Origin of the sequence: Streptomyces sp. NPDC086554 (genome assembly GCF_040686095.1) — a bacterium.
Taxonomy (GTDB): Bacteria; Actinomycetota; Actinomycetes; order Streptomycetales; family Streptomycetaceae; genus Streptomyces.
On the sequence record NZ_JBFBJK010000017.1, the window covers coordinates 111381 to 134104 of the forward strand.

The window sequence follows — 22724 nt, forward strand, 5'->3', positions numbered from 1 at the left end:
GGTGCCTGACGATACCGTACGGTATCGCATGGGACGCGCTGGTACCGTGGCAGGGGGAGACCCCCGCGAGCAACCGCCGTCAACCGACCGGACGTCACGGAGCAGTCATGGCATCGACCGTCAGAAGGCCGAGCAGGGTGGCGAAACTGCCGCCCCGGGAGCGCATCCTCGACGCGGCGGAAGAGCTCTTCCAGAGCGAAGGGATCCGGCGGGTGGGCGTCCAGGCGATCGCCGAGAAGGCCGAGACCACCAAAATGGCGATCTACCGGCACTTCGATACCAAGGATGCGCTGGTCGCGGAGTGGCTGCGGATCGTCGCCGCCGACTATCAGGCGGCCTTCGACCGGGTCGAGGCCGAACACTCCGGCCGGCCCAGGGAGCAGATCCTCGGCCTGGCCCGCTTCATCGCCGATGGGCTGCCGGACATCTCGCACCGGGGCTGCCCGTTCATCAACTCCCTCGCGGAGCTGCCCGAACGCTCCCATCCCGCACGGCAGGTGATCGAGCAGCACAAGGCTCTCCAGACCCGCAGGCTGGTCGGCATGTGTGCCGAAGCCGGTCTTTCCGACCCCGAGCAGGTCGCGGCCGAGATCACCTTCGTACTCGAAGGCGCGCAGGTCAGCACGCAGAACGGCAGCATCGACCGGGCGGGGGAGCGGCTGATGAGAATGGTCGAGCGCCTTCTAGTACGAAGGTGATGTCGTGGCCGGGGTCGTCGTGGGGGCGGCAGTCGCCTGCGCGAGAAGCCGGATGGCCGTACGGCCATCCGAGCCGGCGGGGGCGGTCGCCACGACGAGGACCTGCTCGTCGGAGATGCTGAGTGCCTGCTGGGTGACGGTCATCGGACCCACCAGTGGATGCCGCATCTTGTGTTCGGCGATGGTGCAGGGGCGCACCCGGTGGTCGGCCCACATCGTCGCGAACTCGGCGCTCCTCATGCTGAGTTCACCGATGAGGGAGGCAAGCAGCGCGTCATCGGGATGACGGCCCACCGCATACCGCAGATTGGCCACGACGGCCCGGGCCTTGCCCTCCCAGGTGAGGTAGAGGTCGCGTGTGTGGGTGTCGAGGAAGAGGAGCCGGGCCATGTTGGGCCGGTCGGCCGGACGCTCCGGCGCCGACGGGTCGACATGGCCGGCGAACAGCGCGTGGCCGAGCGGGTTCCAGGCCAGGACGTCGGCGCGGCGGCCGGTGACGACGGCGGGCACGTCGGGCATCGAGTCGAGGAGCGTACGGGTCTGTGCGTCGACCCGCTCCGGCGGCGGCCGACGGGCGGGGCGGCGGCGCCGGACAGCGGCGCCCGCGAGGTCGCGCAGATGCAGGCGCTCGGCCTCGTCCAGGCAGAGCGCGTGGGCGAGCGCGTCGAGGACCTCCGGGGACGCGTTGTGCGAGTGGCCTTGCTCCAGGCGCGCGTAGTACGAGGCGCTGACCCCGGCGAGCAGGGCGAGTTCCTCGCGGCGCAGGCCCGGGACGCGACGCCGTTCCCCGTACGTGGCAAGGCCGATGTCCTGGGGCCGCAGCCGGGACCGGCGGGCCTGCAGGAACGCGCCGAGCGCGCTCTGCCCGCTCTGCCGGCTGTCTCCGCTGTCTCCGCTCTGTCCGTCCATGCGGCCCAGTATCCGTGGCCCGCAAGCCGGTTGCCTCTCCCTGGCGGGGATAGGCAGGGGAGGGTGTGGCCGACTGCCGGGGCCCCGCGCAGCCTTGGGGTCATGGACACCATCGAGACCATCGAGTTGGGCAAGGTCGGCGTGACCCGGGTCCGCGAGTTCTACGGACCGATCGGGTTCACACCCCACGCCTTCGTTCCCGAGAGCAGCGAGGACGTCTGGGCGGCACAAGAGGGCTGGCTGAGGCCGGAGTTCATCGACGGAGAGCCACCGGTCGTCAACGCCGCGTTGCAGACGTGGGTGCTGCGCAGCGAAGGCCGGGTCATCCTCGTCGACACCGGGGGCGGCAACAACAAGCCGCGGCCCGGCACCCCCTGGGATCATCTCGAGACCGACTTCCTGGGCAACCTGGCCCGGGCCGGAGTCGAGCCGGGGGACGTCGATCTCGTCGTCAACACCCATCTGCACGCGGACCACGTGGGCTGGAACACCCGCCTCGACGGCGGCAGTTGGGTGCCCACCTTCCCGAACGCCACCTACCTGATCCACCGGAACGACTTCGAGTTCTGGAACCCGGCGAACGGCCACACCTCCGTCCTCGGCGACGGCAATGCCCATGTCTTCGAGGACAGCGTCGCCCCGGTGCACGAGGCGGGCAGGACCCTGCTGTGGGAGGGCGACGGCTACCGGATCGACGCGCATCTTCGCCTGGAACTCGCCGCAGGTCACACCCCCGGCTCCGCCGTGCTCACCCTCGAATCCGGCAGCGACCGGGCCCGCCGCGCGGATCGGGCCGACCGGGCCGCGTTCGTGGGCGACCTGCTGCACAGTCCCGTACAGATCCTGGAACCGGACGCGAACAGCTGCTTCTGCGAGGACGCGGGCCGGTCACGTGCCGCCCGGCGCCGGCTCCTCGGCTGGGCGGCCGACCACGGCGGACTGCTGTTCCCTGCGCACTTCGGGGGCCACGGTGCCGCCGAAGTCGCCCGGGACGGCGGCGGATTCGCCATCAAGGGCTGGGCTCCCTTCACCCCGTACACCCCGGTCACCCCTGGCGACGAGGGCTGACCGGCGATGACGACGACAACCTCTCGCCACCACATCGTGGAAACCACCCTCGGCTCCGTCCGGGGCCTCAAGCAGGACGGCATCGGGGCCTTCCTGGGCATCCCGTACGCCGCCCCACCCCAAGGCGCGGGCCGGTTCGCCGCGCCCGAGCCGCACGCGCCCTGGGCGGGGATCCATGACGCCACCGCCCCCGGGCCGACCGCCCCGCAGGCCGCGCGCCGTCTCGGCGGCCTCGACATGTCCCCGTATTTCGGCCCTGGTTGGGTCCGGGGCGCGGACTATCTGACGGTGAACGTGTGGACACCCCGCAGCGGAGCGGACAGGGGTGCCCGCGGGCTGCCGGTCATGGTCTTCGTCCACGGAGGCGGATTCACCGCAGGCTCGACCAGTGCTCCGCTCTACGACGGCACCGTACTCGCCCGGGAGGGCGTGGTCCTCGTGACGGTCAACTACCGGCTCGGCGTCCAGGGTTTCCTCGACCTCCCCGGCGCGCCGCGCAACCGCGGGCTCCTCGACGTGGTCGCCGCGCTGCGTTGGGTACGGGAGAACATCGCGGCCTTCGGTGGGGACCCCGGGGCCGTCACCCTGTTCGGCCAGTCCGCAGGGGCCACGATCGTCTCCGCAGTGGCGGCCGCGCCCGAGGCCGATGGCTTGCTGCGGCGGGCGATCGTGCAGAGCGGTAGCGGGCTCGGCGCCTTCACCCCGGAGCAGGCCGCCCGGGTGACGCGGGCGGCGGCGCGGGAGTTGGGGGTCGAGGCGCATGCCGACGCCTTCGCCGCGGTGCCGGACGAGTCGCTCGTCGAGGTCGTCGATCGACTCGCCGGGATCGACTTGCGTACGCCGGGCGCGTACGACCCGCTGATGGGGCTGACCCCGTTCAGTGTGGTGCTGCCGGTGCAGCCCGCGCAGGCTCCGCCCGCCGCCGTCGACCTGCTTCTCGGGACGACGACGCAGGAGGGCAACCTCTATCCGGCCGCCGACGGCGAGGACGCGTTCGCCGAGGCCACGAGGGCGCACCCCGACCCGCACAGGCTCCTGGCCGCGTACCGGGCCGCCGCTCCACCCGGCACGACGGATGCCGAGCTGCGTTCGGCCGTGCTCGGCGACGCGCTGTTCGGCCGGGGGACATGGGCGCTGGCGGAGGCGTACGCGACCGCGGGGCGCCGCACCTTCCACTACGAGTTCGACGGGCGAGGCGCGATCGGTGCCGCGCACGCGGTGGAGGTCCCGTTCCTGTTCGGCCGGACGAACCTGCCCGAACTACGCGGCGCGCAAGGCCTGTTGGGGCTGGACCCGGTTCCGGGCGGCCTGGCGGAACGGCTCCGATCCGCGTGGGTGCGGTTCGCCCGTACCGGAGACCCGGGCTGGGACCCGTACGACACCGAACGCCGTACGACGATGCGGATCGCCGAGCAATGGGTCGCCCTGTCCGACCCGCGCGGAGCGGTACGCCGGGCGTGGACCAGCAGGGGCAACGCCGACTGACCTGCAGCTGCTCCTGCCCGCCCCTTCACGTTGTGATGGGCACCGTCGGATCCGAACTGGTACGGGAGTTGACCGGAACCACGACAGTGGACATCGTCGCGCTGCGATCGGGAGCCGTGGCTCAGCGCGGCCAGAGCTGGATCAGCCACTCCTCCGTGCCGTGGAAGAACATCTCGCCGGCCGCGTGCCGCTCCCGCGCGGCTTCGCGGCCCAGGCTCGCCGCGCGCAGCCGGTAGACGCCCGGGCCGCCGAGTTCGACCGGCTCGCCCGACGGGTAGCCGTCCCACTCGTTGAGCTGCACCTTCCCGTGCCGGAACAGCTCGAACTCCACCGTGTCCAGGGTGTCCCAGCTGCCCGGCGGCGCCGGCGGTTCGCCGGACCAGCTCTCCAACCGCACATGCGGGTGGAAGTCGGTGGTGGCGCACCGGAAGAGCGCGCCGCCGGGCCCGGCGAGCACCGTCCAGCGTTTCGGGGCGGTGCCGGCGGCCGCCTGCGGATCGGCACCGTCCTCCAGGCCGCGCAGGAAGAAGGTGAAGTACGAGATGCGGGGCTCGGCGGTGTTCGCGCCGAGGAGTTCGGCGGACGGGGGAGTGGCCGTCACCGGCTCACCTCCAGCGGTCAGCTGCGGATATGGACGTGGAACGCGTCGGAGTCGAGGATACGGTCGAGCTTGTAGAACTCGGCGATCCGTTCCCGGCCCTTCCTGTTGTCCTCCTCAGGAATGGGCTTGGCGGCGTAGTTCTGATGGGCTGGCTGCGCGCCCGCGCTCTGGTACGTCGACGCGAAGGGGTACTCGTCGCACTGCAGGCCGCGGGATCTCCTTGTCGTAGTAGTTGCGGGCCAGGGCCTGGCCGCTGGACGGCGCGCCGGGCACCTCCTTCGCCCCGTACACCGGCTTGGTGCGCTCGGGCCGGAACTGCGCGTCACGGATGTTGCGCGCGGTCTGGCGCACCTCGCGGTCCCGGATGCTGATGCTGCTCATCACCGGTACGACGACGTCGAACACGCACGCGCTGCTCCGCCCCGGAATGTAGGAGGCCGAGTCGCAGCGGAAGCCGCCGCGGCCGGTGGTCAGGGACTTGTGCCGGTCGCCCTGGATGCCGGTGAAGCGCTGGGTGATGTTGTAGTACGCCCGGTTCTCCGGCACGTCGCCCGAGTTCGGCGAGTTGAACCAGTGGTACGAGCCGCTGAGGTTCGCGCAGGCGATGCTGTGGCGGAGCTTGAGACCGGAGACGTCGCCCCTGACCTCGATCTTGTCGAGGAGCGTGCCGTAGTAGATCCGGCGCTGTCGTTCGTAGCCCTCACCGATGGTGGTGGCGCGGAACTTGAAGGAGCCAGCCGGAACGAACCTGCTGGAGCTACGTCACGGGCATGAACTCGGGCAGCGTGAGGGCCGAGTGGGCCGGGCGCCCCTCCGGGGAGGGCGGCATGGTGCTGAGCTGTCGCAGCATGGCGTTGCGCTGCTCCAGGGCCCGGGCGGTGGTGGGGAAGAGGGTGGCGTCGCCCTTGCCGACCTGGTCCTGGTTCGCGGTCACGAACCCGCGGGTGCTGTCTTCGTACGCGGCGAAGCCCGCGGTGTGGTCGCGGTCGGCCAGGGAAGCGGCGAGCATGTACGCACCGACGAGCGCCAGGCTGGAGCCCTGCCCGGTGAGGAACGACGGTGCGTACGCGGCGTCGCCCACCAGCGCGACCCTGCCGCTCGACCAGCGGGGCATACGGATCTGGCTGACCACGTCGAAGAACAGGTCGTCCGCGTCGCGCAGGGCGGCGACCATACCGGGGACCTCCCATCCCGCGTCGGCGAAGACCGCGGCGACCAGGTCCCGTTGGGCCTCCGGGTTCCGGAACGCGTCGAACGGCGGCTCCGGGTGGGCGAAGTTCAGGAAGGCGTGCACTTCGTCGTCGTCCCCCACGGCGTAGAGTGCCGCGGCTCTGCCCGGGGTGTTCCACAGCACGGTCTCGTGGGAGAGCCCGAAGGTGTTGCGCATCGTGAATCCGGCGAAGCAGTAGCCGAGGTACCGGTGGAACTGCTCTTCGGGGCCGAACAGGGCCTCCCGGGTACGTGAGTGCAGCCCGTCCGCACCGATCACCATGTCGAACGTACGCCTGCCGCCCCCGCGGAAGGCGACATCGACCCCATGGCCGCCCGACTGGTCGAGGGTGTCGATGGAGTCGTCGAACAAGAACTCCACGTCGTCACGGACCGCCGAGTGGAGAGCCTCGGTCAGATCCCCGCGCGGCACCTCCAGGTCCTCTCCCGCGACGCCGCCGGTGACGGTGTGCGGGTCGAGCGAGGCCACCTCGCCGCCGTCCGCGTCGAGGAAGGTCAGCCGGCGCAGGTCGATGTGCGCCTCCCGCAGCCGCGGCAGGATCCCCATCCTCCGGACGACCTCAAGTGCGGTGCCGCGCACGTCGATGGGGTAACCACCGCTCCGCGGTGCGCTCGCCTTCTCGACCACCGTGACCGCGAATCCGTGGCGGTTGAGCCAGAACGCGAGGGCGGGACCCGCGATGCCGGCCCCGGATATCAGGACCTTGCGCCTGGGCGTGGAACGGATGTCCCTCAACTGACGGATATCCCTCAACTGATCGGTGGGGGTCATTTCTTGGCTCCTTTGCTCATGGAACGGACGATAAGCAGGGACAGCGCCGCGACGACGCCGGCGATGAGGAAGCCGGCGACGAAGGCCGATTCGTCCGGGACCTTCGATCCGGAAGGGGTCCCCGAGGTAAGGAGCACGCCACCGAGCATCCCGCCCATGGCGGAGCCCAGCACGCGCGTCACCAGGATCAGGCTGGTGGCGATGCCGGTGTCACTTTCATCGACGGAAGAGACGATGCCGGTCACCATGGCCGTCACGCACAGGCCGTTGGCAAGCGCGATGAGCGCCTTGCCGGCGACGATGTGCCAGACCTCGGTGTGTGCGACTGACAGGGCGAGCATGGCGGTGGCCATGAGAACGACCGCGGTAGTGGCCACGGCACGCGAGCCGAAACGCCGCTCCCCGAGCCCACCGGCCGGCCCGGCCAGCGTCCCGGCCACGGCGCCGGGCAGGAGGATGAAGCCGATCATGGTGGCGTCGGCCCCGAAACCGTACCCGTCGCCGGACACGTCGAGCAGTTGCGGAATGAGGAAGACCCCCGTCGCGGTGCCGAGGCAGATCACGAACGTCAGCACACACGACTTCCAGATCACAGGCCGCGCCAGCATGCTCAGATCGATCAGCGGCGCGGCCGCACGACGTTCAACGGCTGTCCACCCGGCCACGAAGGCGGCCAGCAGCGCGAAGAGGGCGAGGAGCACGAGCGGCTGCGAGCCGGCGTCGGGCGCCACCGCGAGGGCGAGCATGAGCGTGACCAGTATCCCGCTCAAGAGAAGCATCCCCGGCCAGTCGATCCCGGCTCCGTCCGGCCGGCCCGGCTCATCAGTCGGCATCAGCCTGTTCACCAGCAGGGTGAACCCGATGACCGCGAACGTCGGCACCGCGAACATCCAGTGTCGGGAGAGCGCTTCCGCCACGGGCCCGGCCGCAAGGAGCCCCACCATCGAGCCACCCACGAACATCCCGCTGACCAGCCCGATGGCCACCTTCGACTCCCGCGCGGGGAGGTGTTTGCGCACCACGATGAACGACAGGGGCAGCGCGCCGATCATCGCCCCCTGCAGTACCTGGCCGAGCAGCAGCACGGGCAGGTTCGGCGCCACCGCGGAGACCAGGCCACCGACCGAGACCACCGCCATCAGCCGGACGAGGACCCGTTTTCCGCCGTAGCGGTCGCCGAGCTTGCCCGCGAGCGGTGTGACGAGCGCGCCGGTGATGGCGAGCACGATGTTGAGCACCGCCCCTGTGGACGGACTGATGTCCAGCTCGCGTTGCAGGAGCGGGAGCGTCGGCGCCACCACCGACTCCAGGGCCCCGGTGGCGACGGCCAGCATGCCGAGGGCCCAGATGGCGGCCTTTTCGACGCGGACCGGTGGAGCGAGCGTTGCGGTCATGGACGAGACGTCCTTTCCGGCATGGGCGGCGAGCAAGGACATGTGCCGAGTTCGATACTACACTACACCGTGCAGTGTAGGACGGTTAAGATGTGCCCATGCCGACCACGAAGACGCCGACCACCAAGACACTGCGCGAGGGGTCCACGCCGAAGCGGGCCGCCATCCTCACGGCGGCCCGGGAACTGTTCCTCGCCGACGGCTTCGACCGGTCGAGCGTCGACGCGGTCGCCGCCCGGGCCGAGGTGTCCAAGCGGACGGTCTACGACTACTTCGGCGACAAGCAGACGCTGCTGCGAGCAGTCGTCGACGCCGTCGGCCAATCACTGATCACCACGATCCGCCGCACCCTCGACGACACCCTCACCGACGTCACCGATGCCGCCGAACTCGAGGACGCCCTGGTCACGTTCTCCATGCGCATCGCGACCGACATGCTCGGCTCGGCGGAGTACGCGACGCTGCAACGACTGGTCCGTGCGGAATCCGGCAACCTGCCGCACCGGGGCTACAACGCCATGGCCGACACCCCCGACGAGGCGATCGCCGAGCGGTTCGCCGCCCTGGCCGCGGCCGGGCTGCTCGACGTCCCCGACCCCCGGCTCGCGGCCGACCAGTTCATCGCGCTGACCTTCGGCGTCGCCCTTGACAGGCTCGGTTCCGCGAACGCCGCGCAGGACACCCGCGTCCGGCCACTCGTCGTAGAGGGAGTGCGGACCTTTCTCCGGGCGTACCGGACCAGGTAACTGACGCCTGGGAGACCGCTACGCCCCGGCGTCGAAGGCCGGTTCACCCTCGATGAACGTCATTTTGACCTCGGTGGCGTGGACTTGAGTGACCGGCACTTCGAAGGGGTTCTGGCCGACGACGATGACGTCGGCGAGCATGCCCGGTTCGATGCGGCCGACGCGGTGCGCCATGCCCTCCTGGCGCGCGGAGTTGACCGTGAACAGGTCGAAGGCCTGTTCCAGCGTGATGGCTTGGGACGCGCCGAAGCTGTCGGAACCGCCCCCTGGCTGCTGCCGGGTGACGAGCGTTTCGATGGCGGACCACGGATTCACCGACGGCACGACGCACCAGTCCGACCCCGGCACGACCAGAGCGCGGGCTTCGAGCATCTCCCGTACCGGCCATACGCGTTCGACCGCTGCCGGGCCGACGGCGGCCGCGATGTCGGAGCAGATGGGGGAGGGCCGCCACAAGTAGGGAGAGACTTCGAACGTCGCGCCGATCCGCGCCGCGCGCTCGATGTCGGTCTTCGCCACGAACGTGCAGTGTCCTACGTTGTGCATGCACGGCCCGTGTCCATTGGCCGTGCGGGCGGCCTCGACGGCGTCAAGGGCAGCCCTGACCGCCGCATCGCCGGCCGCGTGGAACTTGACCGTGATGCCCATCCGATCGAACCGGGTCACCGCCTGATCGAGGACCGCAGGCGCGATGGCGAGCAGCCCGTGCCGGGCGGCCTCGTCGTCGCGTCCCTCCACCGTGCCCTGGTAGGGGTCGATCATCGCCGCCGTACGGCTGTCGGTCGGCACCCCGTCGAGGAAGACCTTCACGCAGTCGGGCGTGATGTGACCGCTCGCGTAGAGGTTCCGTGTCGCGATCACCTCTTCACACACAGGGTCGTTGGGGGACCACACGAGGCTGAGGCGCACGCGCTGCCTGACGGCTCCGCGCGCGGCGAGTCGGGTGTAGGCGCGCAGCTCGGCTCGCGGCCCGGCGGTGAACCCGACGGCGGCTTCGGTGAACGACGTGATGCCGTAGGAGAGCATTTCTCCGAGGGCCCACTCCAGGGCCGCCTCAACCTCTTCGTCGGACGGCTTGGGGGCCGAGGCGGCGAGCAGATCGGCGGCGGTCTCGCGCTGTATGCCGCTCGGGTTGCCCGCGCCGTCCCTCTCGAAGACGCCGCCCGCCGGGTCGGGTGTGCCGGGGCCGATTCCGGCGGCCCCGAGTGCCGCGCTGTTCGCCCATGAGCTGTGCCCGCTGGTGTCCTCAAGGAGGACCGGATTGACGGGGGCGACGGCGTCGAGCACGGTCCGATCCGGGACGGTGCCGAGCGCGGATGTGTCCCATTGCCCGCCGAGAACCCACGCGCCGGGGGCGGCCCGGGACACGTGCTCGGCCACGATGCGGAGGGTGTCGGCCAGGCTCGAACCCTGCGGGACCTTGCAGCGGCGTTCGCGGACTCCGGCGTAGATCGGGTGCACGTGCAGGTCGTGCAGGCCCGGTAGAACGGTGTCGCCGGCCAGCTCCACCACCCGCGTGTCCGGGCCGCGCCGACGCAGCACGTCCTCGCGGCCGCCGACCACGTCGATGACACCGGCGCGTACGGTGAGCCCCTCGACCCAGCCCGACGACGTCTTGACGTGCCCGCCCACCAGAACCGTGTCCGCGTACTGATCGGCCATGGCGCTCCCCCTCTCCACCGCCGCTTCTCCACATCCGGCTCGGCGACTCAGCGGCGGTTGATGAATCCGGCGTCGACGGGCAGCGTGACACCGGTGACGTAGCGGGCCTCGTCCGAGGCCAGCCACAGGATGGCGTTGGACACGTCGACCGGCTCAACTGTGTCCACCGGAAGGGCATTTGGCGCCCCCTCGGACAGCATCGGGTCCTGGGCGACGAACTCGACGACGGCGGGGTCGGTCACCATGCGGGTGGCCACGCCGGTGGGGTGCACGGAGTTCACCCTGATGCTGTGCGGGGCGAGGTTGTTGGCATACGTACGCATCAGACCGACCACACCGTGTTTGGAGGCGGCGTAGCCGAGGCCGCCGTTACTGGCCCCGCCGATGCCGACAAGCCCTGCGGTGGAGCTGACGATCACGATCGAGCCGCCCTGCTCGGCGGCGACCATCGACGGGACGGCCACTTCGACGGTGTGGAAGGTGCCGGTGAGGTTGACGTCGATGGCGTCGTGCCACGCCTGCACCCGGTCCTCCACAAGGAGCGGTGCGATCCCGGCGTTGGCCACGACGATGTCGATCTGCCCGAACTCGTCGAGCCCGGCGTCGTACGCCTCCTGGAGGGCGGCTCGATCGCGCACGTCCGTCTGCCGCGCCACGACACGGCGGCCCAGGGCCCGCACTTCCTCGACCGCGTCGCCCAGTTCCTCCGGTGTCGACTGCGGGTAGGGCACGGTGTCGACCGGCCGGCACATGTCCACGATGACCAGGTCGGCGCCTTCCTCCGCCATCCGTCGAACGTGGCTGCGGCCGAGTCCTCCGGCCGCGCCGGTGACGAAGGCCACCTTGCCGTCGAGTCGCCCCTTCATGGTTCCGGCGTACCGCAGGGATCAACGAACGTCATCACGCCGCAATGTTCCGGCGAGAACCGAGTGTGTTCGCCCTTCGCATCGTGGCTGATATCGCCGTCGACGCGTAACGTGAAGCGGCATGAAGATCCATGTCACCGCTGGGTGCTGTCGCGGACCGCTGTCGGTTGCGGCAAGGCGAGCCTCCGGCCTGCGACGGGACAGCTCGTCATGAAGATCCTCATCAGCGCCGACATGGAGGGCGCCACCGGAGTGACCTGGCCGGCCGATGTGCTGCCCGGTACGCCGCAGTGGGAGCGGTGCAGGGCGATGTTCACCTCGGACGTCAACGCCGCCGTGCTCGGCTTCTTCGACGGCGGGGCCGACGAGGTGCTCATCAACGAGGCCCACTGGACCATGCGCAATCTGCTGCTCGAGCAGCTGGACGAGCGGGCCCAGATGCTGACCGGGCGTCACAAGTCGCTCTCCATGGTCGAGGGCGTCCAGTACGACGACGTCGACGGCATAGCGTTCATCGGGTACCACGCGGGCGCGGGCATGGAGGGCGTGCTCGCGCACACCTACCTCGCCAACTCGATCACCGGCGTGTGGGTCAACGACGTACGCGCGAGCGAAGGGCTGCTCAACTCGCATGTGGTCGCCGAGTACGGCGTGCCCGTCGTGCTCGTCACCGGCGACGACCTGGCCTGTGAGGACGCGCTCGGCTATGCGCCGGGCGCGCTGAAGGTGGCCGTCAAGGACCATGTGTCGCGGTACGCCGCGGTCTGCCGGACGCCGGCGCGCACCGCCGCCGACATCCGGGCCGCGGCGAGGGAGGCGACGGCGCTCGCATCGCGCCACCAGCCGGTCCGGGGCGGCCCGTTCACCGTCGAGCTCGAGTTCGACGCCGAGCATCTGGCGATGGCGTCGACCGTCGTGCCGGGCGTGCGGCCAAGTGGCGAGCGGAAGGTCGCGTACACCAGCGAGACCATGTACGAGGGCATCCGCACCTTCAAGGCGGTCACGACGATCGCATCGGCAGCCGTGGAGGAGCAGTATGGCTGAGCAGCCGGCGGAGCAGCCGGGGGAGCAGGGGAGACCGCAGGTCGACGAGACGGCCCTCGACGAGGTCGTGCGGTTCACGTCCGATCTCATCCGCATAGACACCACCAACCGCGGCGGCGGCGACTGCCGGGAGCGGCCCGCCGCCGAGTACGCCGCCGAGTGTCTGGCCGGTGCCGGGCTCGAACCGACGCTCCTGGAGTGCTCACCGGGGCGTACGAACGTCGTCGCGCGGTTCGAGGGCACGGATCCGTCGGCCGACGCGCTCCTTGTCCACGGCCACTTGGACGTCGTGCCCGCGGAGGCCTCCGACTGGAGCGTGGCCCCGTTCTCCGGAGAGCTCCGCGACGGTGTTGTGTGGGGCCGGGGCGCCATCGACATGAAGAACATGGACGCGATGATCCTGTCCGTCGTGCGCGGCTGGGCCCGTGCGGGCGTGCGGCCCCGGCGGGACATCGTGATCGCGTTCACCGCGGACGAGGAGGCGAGCGCCGAGGACGGCTCGGGCTTCCTCGCCGACCGGCACGCTTCCCTCTTCGAGGGGTGCACGGAAGGCATCAGCGAGTCCGGTGCCTTCACCTTCCACGACGGGCGGGGCAACCAGCTCTACCCCATCGCGGCGGGGGAGCGCGGCACCGGCTGGCTCAAGCTCACCGCGCGCGGCAAGGCGGGCCACGGCTCGAAGGTGAACCACGCCAACGCGGTGACCAGGCTCGCGGAGGCGATCGCCCGCATCGGGGAGTACCGCTGGCCCGTGCGGCTCACGCCGACGGTCCGTGCGGCGCTGCTCGATCTGGCCGCGCTCTACGGAGTGGAGGCCGATCCGGACGCGCCCGGATTCGACGTGGACGCGCTCCTGGAGAAGATCGGCCCTGCCGCCTGCCTCGTCGAGCCGACGGTGCGGGGCAGCGCCAACCCGACGATGCTGCAGGCCGGTTACAAGGTCAATGTGATTCCGGGGGAAGCCGTCGCCTACGTGGACGGGCGATTCCTGCCAGGTGGCGAGGAAGAATTCGTCGCCACCCTTGACCGGCTCACCGGCACGGACGTCGACTGGGAGTTCCACCACAGAGAGGTGGCGCTGCAGGCGCCGGCGGACTCGTCGACGTACGCGAAGATGCGAGCCGCCGTGCAGGAGTTCGCGCCCGAAGGGCATGTGATGCCGTACTGCATGTCCGGCGGCACCGACGCCAAACAGTTCTCGCGCCTTGGGATCACCGGATACGGCTTCTCGCCGCTGAAGACCCCGGAGGGCTTCGACTACCAGGCCCTGTTCCACGGCGTGGACGAGCGGGTGCCGGTCGACGCCCTGCACTTCGGCGTCCGCGTTCTCGACCGCTATCTGCGAACGGCCTAGGGAACAAAGGGACATGGGGGAAGAGAGGGACATGAGAGAGACCCAGGCGTACGGATCGTGGCCGTCACCCATCGACGCCGCACTCGCGGCCGCCCACGACGGCTCTCCGGCCCAGGTGGGCTTCGTCGGGGCCGAGGCGTGGTGGACCGAGCCGCGGCCCGCGGAAGGCGGCAGGCGGGCGCTGGTGCGGCGGAGCACGGACGGGGTGGAGGAATCGGTACTGCCCGCTCCGTGGAACGTGCGCAGCCGGGTCATGGAGTACGGCGGGCAGGCCTGGGCGGGGGCCGAGGGCGCCGCGGGTCCGCTGCTCGTCTTCGCGAACTTCCCGGACCAGCGGCTGTACGCGTACGAGCCCGAACGCCCCGGCGACGGGCCGCGCCCGCTCACCCCGGTCTCCGACGTGGGCGGCGGGCTGCGCTACGTCGATCCGTGTGTGCACCTGGACCGGGGCGAAGTCTGGTGCGTCATGGAGGAGTTCACGGGCGAAGCGCCCACCGACGTACGCCGCGTCGCCGTCGCCGTGCCGCTCGACGGCTCGGCGGCACAGGACCGCGACGCGATCCGTGAACTCACCGACGAACGGCACCGGTTCATCACCGGGCCCCGGCTCTCGCCCGACGGCCGCCGCGTCGCGTGGATCGCCTGGGACCACCCCCGGATGCCGTGGGACGGCACGGAACTCCTGGTCGCCGACGTCCGCGCGGACGGCACGTTCGGCGCGCCGAGGGCGGTCGCCGGTGGCCCGCGGGAGTCGATCGCGCAGGTGGAGTGGAGCGTCGACGGGCAGCTTCTGTACGCCGGTGACCAGACCGGATGGTGGAACCTGTACCGCAAGGACCCGGCCGACGGCGGTCGCGGAACGCCCCTGTGTTCGCGCGACGAGGAGTTCGCGGGACCCCTGTGGCAGGTCGGCTCCGGCTGGTTCGCGCCGCTGGACAGCGGCCTTGTCGCCGTCGTGCACGGCAAGGGCGCCACCTCGCTCGGCGTGCTCGACCCGGAGACCGGCGAGGTCGTCGACGCGGCGGGCCCCTGGACCGAGTTCGCTTCGACCATCGCGGTGAGCGGCGCCCGGGTCGCCGGCGTCGCGGCGAGCCCCCGCAGCGCGTACGAGGTGGTGGAGCTGGACACGAGCACCGGCCGCGCCCGCGTCATCGGCGCCGCGCACGACGACCCGGTGGACACCGCGTACTACCCCGAGCCGCGCATCCGCACCTTCAGCGGCCCGGCAGGACGCGAGATCCACGCGCACATCTACCCGCCGCACCACCCCACCCGCATCGCCCCCGACGACGAACTGCCGCCCTACGTGGTGTGGGCGCACGGCGGCCCCACCGGCCGCTCGCCCCTCGTGCTCGACCTGGAGATCGCCTACTTCACCTCGCGCGGCATCGGCGTCGCCGAGGTCAACTACGGCGGCTCGACGGGCTACGGCCGCGCCTACCGCGAACGGCTGCGCGAGCAGTGGGGCGTGGTCGACGTCGAGGACTGCGCGGCCGTCGCGCTCGCCCTCGCCGACGAGGGCACGGCGGACAGGGACCGTCTCGCGATCCGCGGCGGCAGCGCGGGCGGCTGGACCACGGCGGCGTCGCTGACCACGACGGACGTGTACGCCTGCGGCACCATCATCTATCCGGTCCTGGACCTCACGGCGTGGGTCGACGGCGGGACGCACGACTTCGAGTCGCGCTACCTGGATTCGTTGATCGGGCCGTTCGACGAGGTGCGGGCACGGTACGTGGAACGCTCGCCCGCCGAGCACGCCGACCGGGTCACCGCGCCGTTCCTGCTGCTCCAGGGGCTCGACGACGTGATCTGCCCGCCCGCGCAGGCCGAGCGGTTCGTCGCCGAACTGGAGGGGCGCGGCGTGCCGTACGCATACATCGCCTTCGAGGGCGAGGGGCATGGATTCCGCCGCGCGGAGACGCTGGTCCGTGCCCTGGAGGCGGAACTCTCCCTGTACGCCCAGGTGTTCGGCCTGAACCTGACGGGGCCCGTCCCCACCCTGGAGCTCGTCAAGTGAAGCCGCTGACACGGCCCGCGCGTCTGATCCCCGGCGCGCGGGTCGCCGTCGTGGCCCCGAGCGGGCCGGTGGAGCAGGACCAGCTGGAGCGGGGGCTCGACATCCTGCGCGACTGGGACCTGGAACCGGTCATCGCGCCCCATGTCCTGGACCAACACCGGGAGTTCGGCTACCTGGCGGGCACCGACGTGGACCGGGCGCGGGACCTGGAGCGGGCGTGGTGCGACCCCACCGTGTCCGCGGTGTTCTGCGCGCGCGGTGGGTACGGCGCCGCGCGGATGGCGGACCTCGTCGACTGGACGGCGATGCGGGCCGCCGGACCCAAGGTGTTCGTCGGCTACAGCGACATCACCACGCTCCATGAGGCGTTCGCCGCGCGCCTCGGCCTCGCCACGCTGCACGGCCCGATGGTCGCGGTAGCCGACTTTCTCAAGAACACACGGGCCCAGGACCATCTGCGCGCGACGCTCTTCGAGCCGGAGAGCGTGCGGGTGATCGCCCCCGAAGGCGCGTCCGCGCTGGTGGCGGGGCGGGCCCGTGGTGTCACGCTCGGCGGCTGCGTGAGTCTGCTCGCCGCCGACCTGGGCACGGCCCACGGGCGGGCGTCCGCGCGCGGCGGGCTGCTCTGCGTGGAGGACACCGGCGAGGAGGCATACCGGCTCGACCGGATCCTCACGCAGTTGCTGCGGGCCGGGTGGCTGGAAGGCGTAGCCGGGATCGCGCTCGGATCCTGGGTGGACTGCGAGCCGGCGGGCGAAGTGCGGGCCCTCTTCGCCGACCGGCTCGGCGGGCTCGGCGTCCCGATCGTCGAAGACTTCGGATTCGGCCACTGCGAGGGCGCGTTGACGGTCCCGTTCGGGATTCCGGCCGAACTGGACGCGGCCGCGGGGACGCTGACGCTTGAGGTGCCTGCGCTGGTGTGAGGTCCGCCTGCCGGGCGCCGGTACTGGATCTCTGCCGAGATCCGGGGCGCTGGGCGTCCGTCAGGGTCTGCTGCCGGATCTCGGTCGGGGGCTGCGTGCCGACCCTCTGTCAGGGGCTGCGTGCCGACCCTCCGTCAAGATCCGCGCAGTGGGCCTTGGTCAGGGTTCGTGTGCCGGCCCTCTGTCAGGGGCCTCGTAGTGGACGCGCGTCAGGGCTTGCGTGCCGGGTCTCCGTCGAGATCCGCGTACTGGGTCTCCGTCAGGGTTCGCGTGCCGAGCCTCTGTCAGGGTCCTCGTGCTGGACGCGCGTCAGGGCTTGCGTGCCGGGCCTCCGTCAAGGTCCGCGTATTGGGCCTTCGTCAGGGGTCGCGTGCCGGCCCTCTGTCAGGGGCCTCGTACTGGACGCGCGTCAGGGCTCGCGTGCCGGGCCTCCGTCAAGATCCGCGCACTGGGTCTCCGTCAGGGTTCGCGTGCCGGCCCTCTGTCAGGGTCCGCGCACCGGACGCCCATTAGGGCTCGCGTGCTGACCCCCCGTCACATTCCGCGTGCCGACCCTCCGCCAAGACCTGCATACCGGGCCTTCGCCAAGACCTGCATACCGGGCCTTCGCCAAGGCCCCCGTACTGATTTCCGACAAGATCCGTCGAGAAACGCCCGTCACGAGCGTTGACCCCGGTGTGATGCGTGTCACAGCATGACCCTGGCCGGTTACTGACCGGTCGGTATTCGGCTGTCCTCAGCGTGGAGGTCTCGTGTCCCGTCGTACTGCACCGCTTCGTGCCGTCTCCCGGTCCCGCGCGCCGCTCGCCCTCGCCCTGGGTGCCGCGCTCGCCGTCGCGGCCCCCGCCCCGGCGAGCGCGACCGGAAAATACACCGTCACCGCACTGAAGTTCACGGTCGACGTGGGTGGCAGGAGATGCACCGTCGACGCCGATCTCTACCGGCCCGCCGGAGTGGACGCCGCGCACCCCGCGCCCGCCGTGCTCACCACCAACGGCTTCGGCGGCAGCAAGTCCGACGGGACCGCGGACAACGGCAAGGCCTTCGCCGAGCGCGGCTACGTCGGGCTCGTCTACTCCGGGCTCGGCTTCGGCAAGTCCGGGTGTCTGATCTCCCTCGACAACCCGAAGATTGACGGCAAGGCGGCCTCCGGGCTCATCGACTTCCTCGCGGGCAAGCGCGCCGCCGACGACGGCACGACCATCGACTACGTCACCAAGGACGCCGGGGCCGACCCCCGTGTCGGCATGATCGGCGGCTCCTACGGCGGGGCGATCCAGCTGGCGACGGCCGCCGTCGACCACCGGGTCGACGCTCTCGTACCGATGATCACCTGGAACGATCTGAGCTACTCGCTCGCCCCGAACAACGTCTCCGACCGCAGCGTCCCCGGCGCCGCCAAGTGGCAGTGGATGAACGGCTTCTATCTCATCGGCGAGGGCCAGCCGCTGCTCGTGCGGAGCCTGGACCGGTCCCGCGTCAACTCCGTGACCTGCCTGCACTTCGCCACGCAGGCCTGCGAGACGATCCGCACCCTCAACTCGGGCCGCTATCCGGCGGACAAGACGGCCGCAGTCCAGGAGTACGCGCGCAGCGTCTCGCCCGTCTCCTACCTGCCCCGGGTCAAGGCGCCCACCCTCCTCGTCCAGGGCCAGGCCGACAGCCTCTTCAACCTCAACGAGGCGCAGGCGACGTACGAGACGCTGAAGGCACAGGGCACCACGGCCAAGATGATCTGGCAGTCCTGGGGCCACAGCGGCGGCCTCACCGACCCGGCGTCCGGCGAACTCAACCTGTCCAAGGGCAACTTGGAGACCAGCTACGTCGGCAAGCGGATCCTGTCGTGGTTCGACCGCTACCTCCACCGGAAGAAGGGCGTCGACACCGGACCCGCCTTCGCCTACCACCAGGACTGGGTGTCGGGCGACAGCGGACCGAACGGCTCCTACGCCACCGCCCCGCAGGTGCCCGCGCTCAGCCGGCAGCTGTATCTGTCCGGCGACGGCAAGCTCGTCGACAACCGCGCGAAGGTCGCACGCGGCAGCCGCGAGTATCGGAACAGGCTGATCCCGACGAGTCACTCGGAGGGCTCCATCGCCGGGATGACCGGGCTTCCCGACCCCGCACCGCACGACACCAAGGGCACCCACCTCGACTGGACGAGCGAGCCGCTGACCGCCCCGGTGGACGTGGTGGGCGCCCCGAAGGCGACCCTCAAGGTCGCCTCGCCCCGGACGGAGAAGGTGCAGAACTCCGGCGACGCCGCCGACAAGCTGGTCCTCTTCGCGAAGCTGTACGACATCGCGCCCGACGGCAAGAAGACGCTGGTGCACCGGCTCGTGGCCCCCGTGCGCGTCCCGGACGTGACCAAGCCGTTCACCTTCTCGCTGCCGGGGATCGTGCACCGGTACGAAGCGGGCCACAAGCTGCGGTTCACCGTCGCGGCCAGCGACGATGCGTACGTCGGGAACAGGGGCGTCAAGCCGGTGACGGTCACCAGCACGCCCGAGGACACCGGGGTGCTCCAACTGCCCGTCGTCCGCTGAACCACGGACTCACCCGTACGGCCCATACCCCCACCCCGGAGCGGCACCCACCGCGCGCAAACCCTCCCCGGCGGCCCATGCTGGTCGCCAGGGGAGGGAGGCCGAAGCTCCGACGGAAGGGTCCACGCATGAGTCCCAGCACCTCCACGGGCGGCTCGAAGAAGAGCGGCTCGGATGGCGGAGCCCGTGGCGTCCGTGGCGTCATGACGCCCGCCAGGGTGGCCGTCCTCGCGCTCGCCGTCCTCGGCCTGATCTTCATCTTCGAGAACACCCGCCACACCAAGATCAGACTTCTGATCCCCGAAGTGACGATGCCCCTGTGGGTGGCACTGCTCGGGACGGGCCTGATCGGCGCCCTCTGCGGGGCGTACTTCATCCGGAGGCGCAAGTGATCGCAGGCTTCAAGCGCGTGGGAGTCGTCGCAGGCGCGGCGCTCGCGGCGGGCGTCATGACCGTGACGACGGCGGCCGCCGCGGGGCCGCCGATGCCGGACTTCCGGGGGAAGGGCCTCGTGCGGGTCTTCTCGGGCCTCGACTACCGCACCCGCGTCGACGTCCACGACACCAGCGGCCTCGACCGGCACGTGCTGTGGCCACCCAGCTGGAAGGTGTGCTCCCAGACCCCGGCCCCCGGCAGGGAGCTGACCGGGCAGCGGGTCACCATCGGCGTGGTGAAGAAGCACGAGAGCTGCCCGAAGTGAGTGGACCATCCATCTCGCCGAGGGGCCGCGCATCGGCATACGCCCCTACACCTACGCCGACGGCCCCGAATTCACCGCACGCGCGCGGGAGAGCCGCGAGCTGCACCGCCCCTGGCTGTTCCCGCCCGCTACCGACGAGGCCTGGGCCGCGTACGCGACGGCGCTGATCGAGGACGGCTCCAAGGCCGGGTTCCTGCTCTGCGAGCGTGCGGCCGGCGGCGCCGTCGCCGGGTTCGTCAACATCAACAACATCGTCGACGGCGGCTTCCGGTGCGGGGCGCTCGGCTACGGCGCCTTCGCGCACGCGGCGGGGCGCGGGCTGATGCGGGAGGGGCTCGGACTCGTCGTGCGGTACGCCTTCGACGTACTGAAACTGCACCGCCTGGAGATCAACGTCCAGCCCCGCAACGCCGCGTCCATCGCCCTCGCCCGCAGACCGCTGAGCGCTGGGCTTGATGCGGTGTAATCGCTGCGGGCGCTGTACCTGGCGCCTTTGCGTAATCCTGACCGGTGGAGACCCTGGTCGAGGCCGCCGTCAGCGTGTTCCATGGTGATCGTGACGACCACCGTGCGACGTGACGTGCTGACGCTGCCCGCCGCCCCCTTGGGCCCCGAGAACCCCCTGCCACCCCTGCGGTCGCTGCGCAGGGTGCACACGCTCGAAGAGCGGGGCAGAGAGGGGCTGCCGCCCGACATGGCACGGCAGTTGGGGTACGAGCCGCTGCGCGGCATCCTGCCGACCCGGGTGCTCGACGGGTACGGCCGTGAGCGCACCGAGACGACGCTCGACACGCTCGTCATCGAGAACGACCGGCTGCGCGCCACCGTCCTGCCGGGCCTCGGCGGCCGCGTCCACTCCCTCTTCCACAAGCCGACAGGCCGTGAACTCCTCTACCGCAACCCGGTGTTGCAGCCCGCCGACTTCGCGCTCAACGGCGCCTGGTTCTCCGGCGGCATCGAGTGGAACATCGGCGCCACCGGCCACACGACGCTGTCCTGCGCGCCCCTGCACGCCGCCCGCGTGACCGCGCCCGACGGCGGCGAGATGCTGCGTCTCTGGGAGTGGGAGCGCCTGCGCGACGTGCCCTTCCAGGTGGACCTGTGGCTGCCCGACGGCTCCGACTTCCTGCACGTCGGCGTGCGGATCCGCAATCCGCACGAGAAGCCGGTGCCGGTGTACTGGTGGTCCAACATCGCGGTGCCCCAGGAGCGCCGCGTCCTCGCTCCGGCCGACGAGGCCTGGCACTTCGGGTACGCGGGCGGCCTTCGCAAGGTGCCGGTGCCGGAGACCGACGGGGTGGACCGGACGTATCCGCCGCGCAGCGAGTACGCCTCCGACTACTTCTACGACGTACCGGAAGGGGCGCGGCGGTGGATAGCCGCGCTCGACGACGAAGGGCACGGGCTCGTCCAGACGTCGACCGATCTGCAGCGCGGCCGCAAGCTCTTCGTCTGGGGCACAGGCACCGGCGGGCGGCGCTGGCAGGAGTGGCTGTCCGAGCCGGGCACCGGCGGGTACGCGGAGATCCAGGCGGGCCTCGCGCGCACGCAGCTGGAGCACGTACGCCTGGACGCCGAGGCCGAGTTCGCCTGGCTGGAGTCGTACGGCCCGCTGTCGGCCGCGCCCGACGTGGTGCACGGCGACGACTGGCGGGCCGCGCGCGGCGAGGCCGAGCAGCGGCTCGACCGGGCGCTGCCTCGCGACGCGGTGGACGCGGCGTACGACGCCTGGCGGCCCTGCGCCGACGCCGAACCGGGCGAGATGCTCGCCACCGGGTCAGGATGGGGATCGCTCGAAGTCCTGCGCGCCGGCTACAAGTTGCCCGGCACGCCCTTCGACGAGTCCGGCCTCGGCCCCGAACAGGCCCCGTGGGTGGAGCTGCTGCACTCCGGCGCCGTCCCGGAGCCGCGCCGTGTCGCCCCGCCGGGACCGACCCTGGTCGCCCCGCACTGGCGGGACATGCTGGAGACGGCGCCCGCGCGGCCGGTCGCCGAGTATCACCTGGGCGTCGCCCAGTGGCATGCCGGTGACCTCGCCCAGGCGGTGCGCAGCTGGGAGCGCGGGCTCGAACTCGCCCCGTCCCGCTGGCCGTTGCTGCGCTGCCTCGCCGTCGCGGACCAGGAGTCGGGCCACATCGAAAGGGCCGCCGACCGGTACGCGGAGGCCTTCGACGACCTGTGCCAGGAGCGGCGCGACGACGGCGTCGTGTGGACGTCCGCGAGCGCCGCGCTCGGACGGGAGGCGATGGCTGTGCTGCTCGCGGCGGGGCGGCAAGGCGCGGCGCGCAGCATATGGGAACGTCTGCCCGCGGCCACCCGCGCCGAGGGCCGCTTCCGGCTCGTCGAGATCCAACTGCTCCTGGCCGAGGGCGAGAAGGCCGACGCGCGGGCGATATTCGACGAGGGCTTCGAGCCTGCCGATCTGCGCGAGGGCGCCGAGGTGCTCGGCGAGCTGTGGCGCGTGCTCACCGACGAGGAGCTGCCCGCGCGGTACGACTTCCGGATGCGGGCGTCGGCGTCGTCCGAGGAGTGAGAACCGGCCGTGCCGGGACCTGGGCAGCCCGGCACGGGCGGTGACTGACGGAGGCGTGCGGCCTCGCTACGCCAACTCGCCGTTCCTGGCCACCACTCGGCCCCCGTGCACGACCATGTCCCGCTGCGGCGCGCCTGCGCGCTCAACGACGTCCGCGACGCCTCTTCCTTGCT

The 22724-nt window shown here is 71.1% G+C and carries 19 protein-coding genes and 1 pseudogene; 13 read left to right on the plus strand and 7 right to left on the minus strand.

Annotation, left to right across the window (positions count from 1 at the left end; genetic code table 11):
- Positions 1–107 precede the first annotated feature (107 nt).
- A complete protein-coding gene (locus AB0O76_RS26870) occupies positions 108–698 on the plus strand; it encodes a helix-turn-helix domain-containing protein (protein WP_365496161.1) in 591 nt (196 codons plus the stop codon).
- On the opposite strand, the gene AB0O76_RS26875 is transcribed toward AB0O76_RS26870, so the two are convergent.
- Positions 684–1607, minus strand: a complete 924-nt coding sequence (locus AB0O76_RS26875; RefSeq protein WP_365496163.1) for a helix-turn-helix transcriptional regulator — start codon at positions 1605–1607, stop codon at positions 684–686. The two genes, AB0O76_RS26870 and AB0O76_RS26875, sit on opposite strands and share 15 nt — an antisense overlap.
- A 111-nt stretch (positions 1608–1718) precedes the next feature.
- On the opposite strand from AB0O76_RS26875, the gene AB0O76_RS26880 reads away from it, so the two are divergent.
- On the plus strand, positions 1719–2675 hold the full coding sequence (locus AB0O76_RS26880; protein WP_365496341.1) for an MBL fold metallo-hydrolase: 957 nt from the start codon (positions 1719–1721) through the stop codon (positions 2673–2675).
- A 6-nt stretch (positions 2676–2681) separates the two neighbouring features.
- Positions 2682–4160 (plus strand): carboxylesterase family protein, encoded by a 1479-nt coding sequence (locus tag AB0O76_RS26885; RefSeq protein WP_365496165.1) that lies wholly within the window; start codon positions 2682–2684, stop codon positions 4158–4160.
- A gap of 121 nt (positions 4161–4281) precedes the next feature.
- On the opposite strand, the gene AB0O76_RS26890 is transcribed toward AB0O76_RS26885, so the two are convergent.
- The 4 genes from AB0O76_RS26890 to AB0O76_RS26905 form a co-directional block, all read right to left on the minus strand.
- The gene (locus tag AB0O76_RS26890; RefSeq protein WP_365496167.1) at positions 4282–4761 is read right to left on the minus strand and encodes a hypothetical protein; all 480 of its coding nucleotides are present in this window, start codon (positions 4759–4761) and stop codon (positions 4282–4284) included.
- Between the two features lie 114 nt (positions 4762–4875).
- The gene (locus AB0O76_RS26895) at positions 4876–5307 is read right to left on the minus strand and encodes a hypothetical protein (RefSeq protein ID WP_365496169.1); all 432 of its coding nucleotides are present in this window, start codon (positions 5305–5307) and stop codon (positions 4876–4878) included.
- Positions 5308–5518: 211 nt separating this feature from the next.
- Positions 5519–6763: an FAD-dependent monooxygenase gene (locus tag AB0O76_RS26900; protein ID WP_365496171.1), complete on the minus strand. Its 1245-nt coding sequence runs from the start codon at positions 6761–6763 to the stop codon at positions 5519–5521.
- Positions 6760–8157: an MFS transporter gene (locus tag AB0O76_RS26905; protein WP_365496173.1), complete on the minus strand. Its 1398-nt coding sequence runs from the start codon at positions 8155–8157 to the stop codon at positions 6760–6762. The genes AB0O76_RS26900 and AB0O76_RS26905 overlap by 4 nt, the downstream gene beginning before the upstream one ends.
- Before the next feature lie 98 nt (positions 8158–8255).
- On the opposite strand from AB0O76_RS26905, the gene AB0O76_RS26910 reads away from it, so the two are divergent.
- Positions 8256–8903: a TetR/AcrR family transcriptional regulator gene (locus tag AB0O76_RS26910; protein WP_365496175.1), complete on the plus strand. Its 648-nt coding sequence runs from the start codon at positions 8256–8258 to the stop codon at positions 8901–8903.
- Positions 8904–8921: 18 nt separating this feature from the next.
- Here AB0O76_RS26910 and AB0O76_RS26915 read toward each other — a convergent pair whose 3' ends face one another.
- Both AB0O76_RS26915 and AB0O76_RS26920 read right to left on the minus strand, forming a co-directional pair.
- Entirely contained in the window at positions 8922–10565 is a 1644-nt protein-coding gene (locus AB0O76_RS26915) for an amidohydrolase (RefSeq protein WP_365496177.1), read from the minus strand.
- A gap of 47 nt (positions 10566–10612) precedes the next feature.
- A complete protein-coding gene (locus AB0O76_RS26920; RefSeq protein ID WP_365496179.1) occupies positions 10613–11431 on the minus strand; it encodes a mycofactocin-coupled SDR family oxidoreductase in 819 nt (272 codons plus the stop codon).
- Positions 11432–11641: 210 nt separating this feature from the next.
- Between AB0O76_RS26920 and AB0O76_RS26925 the strand changes: the two genes are divergently transcribed.
- The 9 genes and pseudogenes from AB0O76_RS26925 to AB0O76_RS26965 all read left to right on the plus strand — a co-directional run bounded on the left by AB0O76_RS26925 (position 11642) and on the right by AB0O76_RS26965 (position 22551).
- Positions 11642–12475 carry a M55 family metallopeptidase gene (locus AB0O76_RS26925; protein WP_365496181.1) on the plus strand — a complete coding sequence of 278 codons (834 nt, stop codon included), beginning with the start codon at positions 11642–11644 and terminating at the stop codon, positions 12473–12475.
- Complete coding sequence (locus AB0O76_RS26930; RefSeq protein WP_365496183.1) at positions 12468–13829, plus strand: M20/M25/M40 family metallo-hydrolase; 1362 nt, start codon at positions 12468–12470, stop codon at positions 13827–13829. The genes AB0O76_RS26925 and AB0O76_RS26930 overlap by 8 nt, the downstream gene beginning before the upstream one ends.
- Before the next feature lie 31 nt (positions 13830–13860).
- A complete protein-coding gene (locus tag AB0O76_RS26935) occupies positions 13861–15849 on the plus strand; it encodes a prolyl oligopeptidase family serine peptidase (RefSeq protein ID WP_365496185.1) in 1989 nt (662 codons plus the stop codon).
- Positions 15846–16772, plus strand: a complete 927-nt coding sequence (locus AB0O76_RS26940; RefSeq protein ID WP_365496187.1) for an LD-carboxypeptidase — start codon at positions 15846–15848, stop codon at positions 16770–16772. The genes AB0O76_RS26935 and AB0O76_RS26940 overlap by 4 nt, the downstream gene beginning before the upstream one ends.
- Positions 16773–17587: 815 nt before the next feature.
- Complete coding sequence (locus tag AB0O76_RS26945; RefSeq protein WP_365496342.1) at positions 17588–19318, plus strand: CocE/NonD family hydrolase; 1731 nt, start codon at positions 17588–17590, stop codon at positions 19316–19318.
- 128 nt (positions 19319–19446) lie between these two features.
- On the plus strand, positions 19447–19710 hold the full coding sequence (locus AB0O76_RS26950; protein ID WP_365496189.1) for a DUF1049 domain-containing protein: 264 nt from the start codon (positions 19447–19449) through the stop codon (positions 19708–19710).
- Positions 19707–20018 carry a hypothetical protein gene (locus tag AB0O76_RS26955; protein WP_365496191.1) on the plus strand — a complete coding sequence of 104 codons (312 nt, stop codon included), beginning with the start codon at positions 19707–19709 and terminating at the stop codon, positions 20016–20018. Before AB0O76_RS26950 ends, AB0O76_RS26955 begins: the two co-directional genes overlap by 4 nt.
- 7 nt (positions 20019–20025) lie before the next feature.
- A pseudogene (locus AB0O76_RS26960) lies at positions 20026–20451 on the plus strand (GNAT family N-acetyltransferase); the annotation flags it as partial.
- 114 nt (positions 20452–20565) lie between these two features.
- Complete coding sequence (locus AB0O76_RS26965) at positions 20566–22551, plus strand: DUF5107 domain-containing protein (RefSeq protein WP_365496192.1); 1986 nt, start codon at positions 20566–20568, stop codon at positions 22549–22551.
- The last annotated feature ends 173 nt before the right edge of the window (positions 22552–22724 follow it).

Excerpts from the sequence above, each read along its gene's own strand:
- AB0O76_RS26920 (WP_365496179.1), bottom strand. The coding sequence starts at position 11,431 with ATGAAGGGGCGACTCGACGGCAAGGTGGCCTTCGTCACCGGCGCGGCC.
- AB0O76_RS26965 (WP_365496192.1), top strand. The coding sequence starts at position 20,566 with ATGGTGATCGTGACGACCACCGTGCGACGTGACGTGCTGACGCTGCCC.
- AB0O76_RS26930 (WP_365496183.1), top strand. The coding sequence starts at position 12,468 with ATGGCTGAGCAGCCGGCGGAGCAGCCGGGGGAGCAGGGGAGACCGCAG.
- AB0O76_RS26935 (WP_365496185.1), top strand. The coding sequence starts at position 13,861 with ATGAGAGAGACCCAGGCGTACGGATCGTGGCCGTCACCCATCGACGCC.
- AB0O76_RS26950 (WP_365496189.1), top strand. The coding sequence starts at position 19,447 with ATGAGTCCCAGCACCTCCACGGGCGGCTCGAAGAAGAGCGGCTCGGAT.
- AB0O76_RS26915 (WP_365496177.1), bottom strand. The coding sequence starts at position 10,565 with ATGGCCGATCAGTACGCGGACACGGTTCTGGTGGGCGGGCACGTCAAG.
- AB0O76_RS26905 (WP_365496173.1), bottom strand. The coding sequence starts at position 8,157 with ATGACCGCAACGCTCGCTCCACCGGTCCGCGTCGAAAAGGCCGCCATC.
- AB0O76_RS26900 (WP_365496171.1), bottom strand. The coding sequence starts at position 6,763 with ATGACCCCCACCGATCAGTTGAGGGATATCCGTCAGTTGAGGGACATC.
- AB0O76_RS26870 (WP_365496161.1), top strand. The coding sequence starts at position 108 with ATGGCATCGACCGTCAGAAGGCCGAGCAGGGTGGCGAAACTGCCGCCC.
- AB0O76_RS26875 (WP_365496163.1), bottom strand. The coding sequence starts at position 1,607 with ATGGACGGACAGAGCGGAGACAGCGGAGACAGCCGGCAGAGCGGGCAG.
- AB0O76_RS26910 (WP_365496175.1), top strand. The coding sequence starts at position 8,256 with ATGCCGACCACGAAGACGCCGACCACCAAGACACTGCGCGAGGGGTCC.
- AB0O76_RS26925 (WP_365496181.1), top strand. The coding sequence starts at position 11,642 with ATGAAGATCCTCATCAGCGCCGACATGGAGGGCGCCACCGGAGTGACC.
- AB0O76_RS26885 (WP_365496165.1), top strand. The coding sequence starts at position 2,682 with ATGACGACGACAACCTCTCGCCACCACATCGTGGAAACCACCCTCGGC.